8 protein-coding genes and 1 pseudogene are annotated in these 10,174 nt (G+C 28.8%); 7 read left to right on the forward strand and 2 right to left on the reverse strand.

Annotation, left to right across the window (positions count from 1 at the left end):
- The first annotated feature begins 155 nt into the window (after positions 1 to 155).
- Positions 156 to 1,616, forward strand: coding sequence for an SIR2 family protein (locus K324_RS0113595; protein WP_026749620.1), 1,461 nt, complete (start codon positions 156 to 158; stop codon positions 1,614 to 1,616).
- A gap of 235 nt (positions 1,617 to 1,851) precedes the next feature.
- Here K324_RS0113595 and K324_RS0113600 read toward each other — a convergent pair whose 3' ends face one another.
- A complete protein-coding gene (locus tag K324_RS0113600; protein WP_026749621.1) occupies positions 1,852 to 2,361 on the reverse strand; it encodes a TIR domain-containing protein in 510 nt (169 codons plus the stop codon).
- A 927-nt stretch (positions 2,362 to 3,288) separates the two neighbouring features.
- Here K324_RS0113600 and K324_RS0113605 point away from each other — a divergent pair.
- The 6 genes from K324_RS0113605 to K324_RS0113630 all read left to right on the forward strand — a co-directional run bounded on the left by K324_RS0113605 (position 3,289) and on the right by K324_RS0113630 (position 9,790).
- Positions 3,289 to 3,888 carry a porin family protein gene (locus tag K324_RS0113605; RefSeq protein WP_026749622.1) on the forward strand — a complete coding sequence of 200 codons (600 nt, stop codon included), beginning with the start codon at positions 3,289 to 3,291 and terminating at the stop codon, positions 3,886 to 3,888.
- Positions 3,889 to 4,243: 355 nt separating this feature from the next.
- On the forward strand, positions 4,244 to 5,356 hold the full coding sequence (locus K324_RS0113610) for an ABC transporter substrate-binding protein (protein WP_026749623.1): 1,113 nt from the start codon (positions 4,244 to 4,246) through the stop codon (positions 5,354 to 5,356).
- A 221-nt stretch (positions 5,357 to 5,577) separates the two neighbouring features.
- Positions 5,578 to 6,693, forward strand: coding sequence for an ABC transporter substrate-binding protein (locus K324_RS0113615; RefSeq protein WP_026749624.1), 1,116 nt, complete (start codon positions 5,578 to 5,580; stop codon positions 6,691 to 6,693).
- Positions 6,694 to 6,937: 244 nt separating this feature from the next.
- Positions 6,938 to 7,834 carry a branched-chain amino acid ABC transporter permease gene (locus tag K324_RS0113620; RefSeq protein WP_026749625.1) on the forward strand — a complete coding sequence of 299 codons (897 nt, stop codon included), beginning with the start codon at positions 6,938 to 6,940 and terminating at the stop codon, positions 7,832 to 7,834.
- A gap of 23 nt (positions 7,835 to 7,857) precedes the next feature.
- On the forward strand, positions 7,858 to 8,979 hold the full coding sequence (locus K324_RS0113625) for a branched-chain amino acid ABC transporter permease (protein WP_026749626.1): 1,122 nt from the start codon (positions 7,858 to 7,860) through the stop codon (positions 8,977 to 8,979).
- A 52-nt stretch (positions 8,980 to 9,031) separates the two neighbouring features.
- The gene (locus tag K324_RS0113630; protein WP_026749627.1) at positions 9,032 to 9,790 is read left to right on the forward strand and encodes an ABC transporter ATP-binding protein; all 759 of its coding nucleotides are present in this window, start codon (positions 9,032 to 9,034) and stop codon (positions 9,788 to 9,790) included.
- 153 nt (positions 9,791 to 9,943) lie between these two features.
- Here the strand turns inward: K324_RS0113630 and K324_RS16180 are convergent.
- Positions 9,944 to 10,174: pseudogene (locus K324_RS16180) on the reverse strand (IS110 family transposase); the annotation flags it as partial.

A 10,174-nucleotide genomic window follows, 5' to 3' on the forward strand; every position in this document is an offset into this window, starting at 1 on the left:
GGGAGAGGTACAAAAGGGAGGACAACCGATAGAAACAAGTAATTTTTGGGCTAATTTCTTTATGGGGGTATTGAATATATTGTTGCAGTAGGGTTGTTTTTGTATTAAAAATATAAAATTGATAGTTATAAAATTTATTATAAGAAAGGGAAAAAATGGGAAATACTTTAAAGAAAAAAGAATTAATAAAAGTTATTGAACAAGCATTAGAGAGCGGTGAATTAGCAATTTTTGCTGGAGCAGGGCTTTCAATTGATGCGGGGTATTGTTCTTGGCAAGATTTACTATCTGAAGCAGCTAAAGAGATTGACTTGGATATAGAAAGAGAAAGTCATGATTTAATTTCGTTAGCTCAGTTTTATTGTAATGTTAAAAAAAGAAATGCAATTGATGAGTTGTTAACAACTAAATTTCCAACAAATGTGAAACCAACGGAAAATCATAAATTATTGTCACAACTTCCAATCTCAACTTATTGGACGACAAATTACGATACTTTAATTGAAGATGCTTTAAAAAATAATAATAAAAAAGTATCTGTTAGAAAAAGTGATAAGGATTTACAATTGTCATTTAAGAATTATGATTCTATAGTGTATAAAATGCATGGAGATATTCATAGTCCTGCTAAAGCTGTAATAACAAAAGATGACTACGAAGAATACGGAATTAATAGCAGGAAATTATTTAGGGATGTTTTAGAAGGTAATTTGTTAACAAAAACATTTTTATTTTTAGGATTTAGTTTTAGTGATCCAAATTTTAATTTTGTGATAAGTAAAATGCGAGTATTATTAGGAGATAGTAGTAGAGCACATTATTGTATATTAAAAAAAATTTCTAAGCCAAATAGAGATGACTATAGTGAACAAGAAAAATATAAAATTGCTATTAGAGATTACGAGTACTCTTTGATAAAGCAAGATTTACAAATAAATGATTTAAATAGATATGGTATAAAAGTATATTTAATTGATAATTATGGTGAGATAACAGATATATTAAGAACATTGTTAAATAAATATAGGAGAAAAACAGTTTTTATTTCAGGTAGTGCAGAAAAATACATTCCAATGGATGAAAAAAAAGCTCAAGATTTCATTCGGAAATTATCATTTGAATTGGTAAAAAATGGATATAAAATTGTTAATGGATATGGCTTAGGAGTAGGAACTTATGTCATAAATGGAATTACTGAGTATTGTTATGATCACAGAGAAATAAATATTGAAAATCGTTTAAAATTAATGCCATTTCCATTAAGTGCAATTGATAATAAAAATTTAAAAGATACTTGGGAAAAATATAGGAAAGAAATGATTTCTCAATGTGGAATTGCAATTTATATATTTGGAAATAAGAAAAAAAAGGAAAAAATTTTAAACGCAGATGGTGTAGAAAAAGAATATGCTATTGCGGAATCTTATGAAATAGTGAATATACCTTTAGCATTTACAGGTTATATGGCTGAAGAATTATATTTTAAAAATAGTGATAAGATTAATAGTGTAATAGGTAAAGAAAAAACGAAATATATTACTAAATTTTTTGACGGAGATACTAATGTTGAGGAAATAATAAAAATAATAAATAAACTTAATAATAAGACTAACTAATCCACAGTATCATAATAATAGTATATTACAAGATTCTTGAAGAGGGATGTAAAAAACTACAAATATATTATATGAGGAGTATGATGTTACTATTAAAATTAAGAAGAAGAGAATAATTAAATTTTTAGATTAGTTGAGAAAGCAAATAGATAAATAGAATAAAAAGGAAATAAAAAATTTTGATTATACAATAATTAGACAGTAAGGAAAAGAGAATTTCTCTCTTCCTCTTTCATCAATTTTGCCAAGTTGAAGGTTTATTCTTAATGCAATCTTCAATTAAATTTTCAATGTTATTTTTTATATCATTGTATACATCTTTACTAAAAGGATAAATTGAATCAAAACATTTGACGTATTTAGAAAGTTTTTCATCATTTTTATTTAATGGAATATAATCAAAAGGATTATTTCCTTTTTTATCTTGTATACCTGAAGAGTTTTCTAGTTTATGAATATAAATACCAACAATTCCTTTGTTCAATTCATAAGCTCTTTTAATTTCGTAATTTATCCATTTTCTGTTTGCGGTTTTTTGTCCTATTAAAACAACTAAACAAGAACGTAGATTTAGTTGTTTGTCAATCCATTTTTTAATTTTATTGTCCGTTTTTTCTTTTACTTCCTCCCAATCATTATCTGAAAAAGTAGAACTTCCATCTACTTTTCCCATATTACGAATTTGTCCTGCTCTCCAATTATCATTAGTGTAATGAAAACTAAAAAAAACTTGTCTTTTTGACATAAAAATCCTCCTTAATTTGATAATTATAAAATTTTATATTTTCTTAATTATAGCATATTTATAAATTTTTTTCATTTAAATAATAGAATCTACAGGACAAACGCAAGAAATAATTATAAAATTTTAAATACATTGTATTGATTTTTATTCAAAAAAATAATTTTATTATATCTATTTTTATGCTTTTATAATTATTTATATTTATTATTAATTTGTAATATTTATCACATATTTTTATATATTTTTAAAATTTTCATAAGTTTATTGTTTAGAAATCTGTAATTAGTCTTTTACTAAAATATTTGAAATTACGTTGTAATTTAGAATAATTTTATTTTTATTTTGAAATAAAATATAACTTAAAATTTTAAAATAGATTTACTATAAAAAATTTAAATTATAGTAAGAATTTGAAGTTTTTATGAAAAAAAATTTTAAAAAAGTAACTGAATATTACTGGCAACTTACTGACAACTTTTATCTTTCAAATATCCATTTTTAGCGGAATAACTATGCGTGGGCACCATTAGAATAGCTAAAAATATGATATATAGTGCAAATCAGTGTTTATGCTGAATTGCACTTTTTTTCTTTTGTTTATGGTACTTTGCAGTTTTATCCTGTCTTAATCTGTTTCTATTTATTTCAATACATTAAAAATTTATTGGTAACCATTTTTATTGTGTTTATGAAAATAAAATGGAAGATTCACAATGTAATACACCAGGAGAAGACTTTAAAAATGGAATAGAATTTAGAGCTGTTTATTAATATTTTTTTACTCAAAGATAAATATAAATGTATAAAAATTGATTTATAAGAACTATGAGGTATAATTAAGTAACATCAGAGATGGAAGCATTTTTGGATGTTAAAATAAAAAAATAAAAATCGAAGGAGATTTCTGAAAAAGAAAGGTGATTGATTATGAAAAAAACATTAATTGGTTTATTTTTAGTTTTGGGAGCAGCTTCATTTGCAGATGCTGGAAAAATTGAAGCTAAAGGTGGAATAGATTTTGGTGGAAAATATCATTATGGAAAGAATTTTAAAAATCAAAAAGTTAAAAACAGTTCAGGGGAAATTGGTGCTGAATACAGATATGAAGTAACTCCTGGATTAGAATTAGGTGGAGGTACAGCTTTCCAATTCCACAAAGACTTAAAAGATAAAGTTTCTGGACAAAACTTGAAAAATTATAATTCATTCCCTGTATATGGAACTGCTAAATATACATTTGACACTCAAACAGTTGTTAAACCTTACATTAAAGGTGATTTAGGATATTCATTTAATAATGGAAACCACGATTACGGAAGATTGGGTAAATACAAAGCTAAAAATGGTGCATACTACGGTGTAGGTGGAGGACTTAATATCAACAACAACGTAAACGTAGAACTTATGTATAAAGAAAACAAAGGTAAATATGAATATGAAGGGCCTGTAGGTGTTAAATCTAAATACAATGCTGACTACAAGAGAGTAACTCTTGGTGTAGGTTATGACTTCAATTTAGGAAACTAATATAAGATAATCTATAAATTGAATATAAAAAAATAAATATTTATTAATTTAAAATATTTTTTACTATCACGTTTGTGATAGTTTTTTTTTGGAATTTTTCAAAAAAAATTTCATTTCTTTATCCTTTTATGGTATAATAATAAACATATAATAAAGTTATAGTCTGTATTTAATCAATAAAAAACTATGGTATATAATATGGTGAGATCACTTTAAAACCGAACTTAAAAGTTTAAAATATTTCAATTAAATTTTGTTTTATTTGGTTTGCATAGTTTGATTTTTGAGAAGTTTGAGTATGTTTTAGTTTTGACTATGCTTTGAGTATTTAAAATAGGGAAAGGATGTTAAGGATATGAAAAAATTATTTTTGATGATGTTGTTAGTCACCATTTTTATTATTAGCTGTGGGAAAAAAGCTGCTGATAGCAATGTTATAAAAATAGGTGTCATTGCACCACTTACAGGGAATTATGCACAGTATGGAACGGCTGTAAAAGAAGGTGTTGAACTGAAAGTTGAGGCTATTAATAATGCAGGTGGGATTAATGGGAAAAAAATCGAGCTTGTTATTGCGGATAGTAAAGGTGATGTTCAGGAATCGGTGAATGCGTTTAAGAAGATGGTTTCACAGGATAAAGTGAATGTTGTAATTGGGGAAGTTGTGTCATCTACTTCACAAGCTATTTCAGGGCTTGCTCAAAGTGCAAAAGTACCTTTAATTTCGGCAACTGCTACAAGTCTTGATGTTACAAAAGGAAAAGATTTTGTATTTAGAACTACATTTACAGATCCTTATCAAGGGACTGCAACTGCAAAATATGCAAAATCAAAAGGTGTAAAATCAATTGCAATTTTAACAAATTCTTCAAATGACTATTCTGTAGGAATTGCTAACGCATTTAAGGAACAAGCTGAAAAAGATGGAATAAAAATTACTGAAGAAAAATATACAAATGATGATAAAGATTTTAAAGCGATTTTGACAAAAGTAAAAGGACAAAATCCTCAGGCTATCTTCATACCTGATTATTACAATACGATTGGACTGATTATTTCTCAGGCAAAAGATTTGGGAATAACTGCTCAATATTTTGGTGGAGATGGATGGGACGGAATTCAGACTAACTTTGGAGCAGTTGCAGAAGGTGCTATTTTTGCAAGTCAATTTTCTCCAGAGGATAAGGCTGAAAATGTTCAGAAATTTATGAAGGACTATCAAGCTAAATTTAACAAGGAACCAATAATGTTTGCTGCACTTGGATATGATACAGTGGAAATTTTGGAAACTGCATTAAAATCTGCAAAAGATTTAACAGGTACATCTATAAAAGAAGCTATAAATGCTGTTAGCGGCATTGATTTAATTACTGGAAAGTTAAAATTTGATGCTGATAGAAATCCTGAAAAAGCGGTTACATTTATTGAAGTAAAAGGTGGAAAACTTACACTAAAAGAAAAATTTTAATTTAAAAAATTAAATAAAATATTTATAAAGAAATAAAATATAGGCGATTGTAAAAGTAATAATATAAAAACTTAATAAATACAGTATTTTTATCTAAAATATTAAAATTTTATAGCAAAAATACTGGAGAAAATAGTAAAAATTAGAACTGTAAAAGCATTGTAATCATTAGAAATTTTAGACTTTTACAAATGACTAAAATAGTGAAGGAGAAAATAACGATGAAAAAAATATTATTTTTAGTTTCATTATTGGCATTATTCGTACTGAGCTGTGGAGCAAAGGCGTCTAAGGACAAAAATGTTATAAAAGTTGGTGTTATAGGAGCATTAACTGGAAATGTGGCACAATATGGAACAAGTACAATAAATGGATTTAAATTGAAAGTAAAGGAAATAAACGCTGCCGGTGGAATTAATGGTAAAAAAATTGAAATCGTGGAAGCAGATAGTAAAGGTGATGTGCAGGAAGCAATTAATGCCTTCAAAAAAATGGTTTCACAGGATAAAATTGATATTTTTGTAGGAGAAGTTACATCTGGGCCATCTCTTGCAATTGCACCACTTGCACAACAGGCAAAAATTCCTATGATTACAGCGACTGGAACTGCATTTGACATCACAAAGGGAAAAGATTTTGTTTATAGAACTACATTTACAGATCCTTATCAAGGAGTTGTCGTTGCAAAATATTCAAAAGCAAAAGGTTATAAAAATATTACGGTTTTAACTAATACAGGAAGCGACTATTCTGTCGGGCTTGCTAACGCATTTAAGGAACAAGCTGCAAAAGAAGGAATCCAAGTAAAAGAAGAACAATATACTGCTGATGACAAAGATTTTAGAGCATTGCTTACAAAAGTAAAGGGATACAATTCTGAAGTAATTTTTGTACCAGATTATTACAACACAATTGGACTTATTTTGACACAAGCAAAAGAGCTTGGAATAAACGCTCAGTTTTTAGGTGGAGATGGATGGGATGGAATCCAGACTAACTTTGGGCAAGTTGCAAATGGAGCAATTTTTGCAAGTCAGTTTGCACCGGATGATCCTGATCAAAATGTACAAAAATTCATTACTGCATACAAAAATGAATACAAAATGGATCCAATTATTTTTGCTGCTTTAGGATATGACACAGGAACTATTTTGGAAACTGCATTGAAAAGTGTTTCTGATTTATCTTCAAAAGATGCAATAAAAGAAGCAATCAAAAAATTTGATGGGACTTTGGTTACAGGTTCATTAAAATATGATGCAGAAAGAAATCCTGAGAAAAAAGTTACATTTATCGAAGTAAAAGATGGAAAACTTGCATTAAAAGAAAAATTCTAAAAATAAATAAACAAATAATTTGAAAATAATTATTATAAAGTTCGGTTGTTAGGAGAAGTTTTCTTTCTTCTAACAGTCTGGAACTTTTTTTATCTAGAAAGAAGAAAATTGATTTGGGTAAATATACGTAAGCAACTTTAAGATTATATTTAATTATAGGGGAAGAGTATGATTTTAAAGTTGCCTAAGTATATGAATGAAAAATAAAGCGTATTAAAGTAAAAAGTATGAGGAGTTTTTAAATATGTTAAAGAGTTTTATTGAACAAACGATTAACGGACTGCAGACTGGAAGTATTTATGCCCTGATTGCGTTGGGATATACAATGGTTTATGGTATCGTTAAATTAATAAATTTTGCACATGGGGATATACTTATGGTGGGGGCTTATGCAACTTTAATTGCCGTGTCACACGGGATGCCATTAATTGTGGCTATTGTTTTGTCAATTGTTTTGTGTGCTATTCTTGGAGTTGTAATCGACTTTTTTGCATACCGTCCAATTAGAAATGCACCTAAAATTTCAGCACTTATAACAGCAATTGGAATGAGCTTTTTATTGGAAAGTCTGGCACTTATAATATTTGGTGCAAATCCAAAAGTTATTGATCAGAAATATATACCAGCATTTTTATCAAATAATAATAAAATCAGTTTAGGATTTTTGCATATCAGTATGCTTACAATATTTGTAATAGCAGTTACATCAATTTGTATGATTGCCTTGAACCTGTTTATTAAAAACACAAAACTGGGAAAAGCGACAAGGGCGGTTTCACAGGATACAGGAGCAGCACAGCTTATGGGAATTAATGTAAACAGGACTATTGCCATAACATTTGCAATTGGATCCGGACTTGGTGCATTAGGTGGAGCATTATATGCGATTGTTTATCCGCAAATTGAGCCCTATATGGGAATGCTGCCAGGACTGAAGGCGTTTATTGCAGCTGTATTTGGTGGAATTGGAAGTATTCCGGGAGCTATGGTTGGTGGATATGTCTTGGGACTTCTTGAGGCGTATGTGAAAGGATCATCACTTACAACTTGGGCAAATCCCATTGTATTTGGTGTGTTAATATTAATATTGATTTTTAAACCAAATGGACTGTTTGGAAAGAATATGAAGGAAAAAGTATAATTGGAAAGGAGGAAAATGGGAAAATGGGAAAAAATAATAAAGATATAAAAACAGAAGATGTAAATAAAACAGAAAAAAAACAAAATGAAAATAATAAAAATGATAAAGAAACAAAAGAATATAAATGGCAAAACTTAAATTATTTTAATAAATTGAATGTAAAAAATTATGTAGTTACATTTATTTCGATAATTGCACTTTATATCGTTTTGAGTTTTACTTTTGATCCAAATGATGCTTTCAGTTATACAAAGGGAATTTATATAAATATCTTGATTTTCGTTTTATTTGCAGTAAGTCTGAATATAACAGTCGGACTTATGGGACAGCTTAATTTAGGACAGGCTGGATTTATTGCAATTGGTGGATATTCAGCGGCATTTATTTCAAAGATACTGGTAAACTATAATTTGCCGCCATTTTTACAGTTAGTTCTTGTGTCATTATTTGGTGGACTGGTTGCAGCTGTGTTTGGATTTTTTGTTGGTGGGAGCACGCTTAGGTTAAGAGGGGATTATCTAGCGATTATTACACTTGCCTTTGGAGAAATTATAAAATATATTATTCAAAATCTGGACTTCTTGGGAGGAGCGACTGGACTTAACAATATCCCAACAATCTTGGATTTCTCAAACACATATTTCATCGTAGTTATTTCAATTATTATAATCACAATGGCAATGACTTCTCGAAAAGGAAAAGAAATTTTATCAATTAGAGAAGATGAAATTGCTGCAGAAAATATTGGAATTGGGTTAAATCGTGTAAAACTTTATGGATTTGCCTTTTCAGCATTCTTTGCTGGAGTTGGAGGATCACTGTTTGCTCATAATATCGGAATTTTGACGCCTGATAAATTTGGATTTTTATTCTCAATAGAAATTCTTGTTATGGTGGTGCTTGGTGGACTTGGAAGTATCACGGGAGCGATTGTTGCTGCGACAATTTTGACTTTGCTGAATGAAAGATTGAGAGATGTTTCACAGTTTAGATACTTGGTTTATGCGATTATATTGATTTCGTTAATGATTTTCCGTCCAAAAGGAATTTTTGGAACTAAGGAATTTACATTTGCGGGGACAAAGAGAAGAATTAACCGGATTAGAAATTATAGAAATAATAAGAATGAGAAAAGTGAAAGTTAAAATTAAATATTTTTGATAAATATAAAAATGAAGTAAAATAGGAGATAAAAATATGTCATTATTAAAAACGACAGATTTGGGAATATCTTTTGGTGGATTAAGAGCTGTTGACGATGTTAATATTGAAATTAAGGAAGGTGAGCTGATTGGACTGATTGGGCCAAATGGAGCTGGGAAAACGACAATATTTAACTTGCTGACAGGTGTTTACAAGCCTACTGATGGGGATATTTCTATAAATCAGATTAGTATAAATAAAAAAACTACTCCACAAATAGTTGCTTTGGGAGTTGCCAGAACTTTTCAGAATATAAGGCTGTTTAAGGAATTAACGGTGCTTGACAATGTAAAGATGGCACTTAACAGCAGTATGAAATATAACACTTTTGAAGCGATTTTTAGGCTTCCCAGATTTTGGAAGGAAGAAAAAGAAATAACAGATAAGGCACTTGATTTACTGGATATTTTTGATATGGCTGAAATGGAAAATATTACAGCTGGAAACTTGTCTTATGGACAGCAGAGAAAATTGGAAATAGCAAGGGCTTTGGCAACAAATCCCAAATTATTGCTATTGGATGAACCAGCAGCAGGAATGAATCCGAATGAAACTAAAGAATTAATGAACACAATCAGCTTTATAAGAAATAAATTTAAAATTGCAATCCTGTTAATTGAGCATGATATGGACTTGGTAATGGGAATTTGTGAAAGGCTTTATGTGCTAAATTTTGGAAAAATTATTGCTTCTGGACTGCCTGATGAAATTCAGAATAATAAGGAAGTTATTGCGGCTTATTTAGGAGAGTAGAATTTAAGCGGAAAATTAATAAAATTAGCAAAAAGACTAACTATATAATGTCAAGTTTTTTTTCAAAAAAAAACAAAAAATTTTTTTTGAAGAATTTATGTAAATTTTTGCATAACAAAATAGATAATTTAATAATTTAAATTATTCAAATGATTAATTAATGATATTTTTAAAAAGTTCGTTTTTAGTTTGTAAATGGTAAATAACTCTGACTAATTTTTTAACAACGTGAGATATGGCAACATTAAAATGTTTACCTTGAGAACGTTTTCTGGCAAGATGTTCCTTAAATACAGGGCAGTAGATACTGGTTAGTCTTGCAGCATTGTATAAAGCGTATCTGAGCGCTTTTGAACCACGTTTTTCCATTTTAGCAGAGCTAGC

This window comes from Leptotrichia trevisanii DSM 22070, assembly GCF_000482505.1.
Lineage (GTDB): Bacteria > Fusobacteriota > Fusobacteriia > Fusobacteriales > Leptotrichiaceae > Leptotrichia > Leptotrichia trevisanii.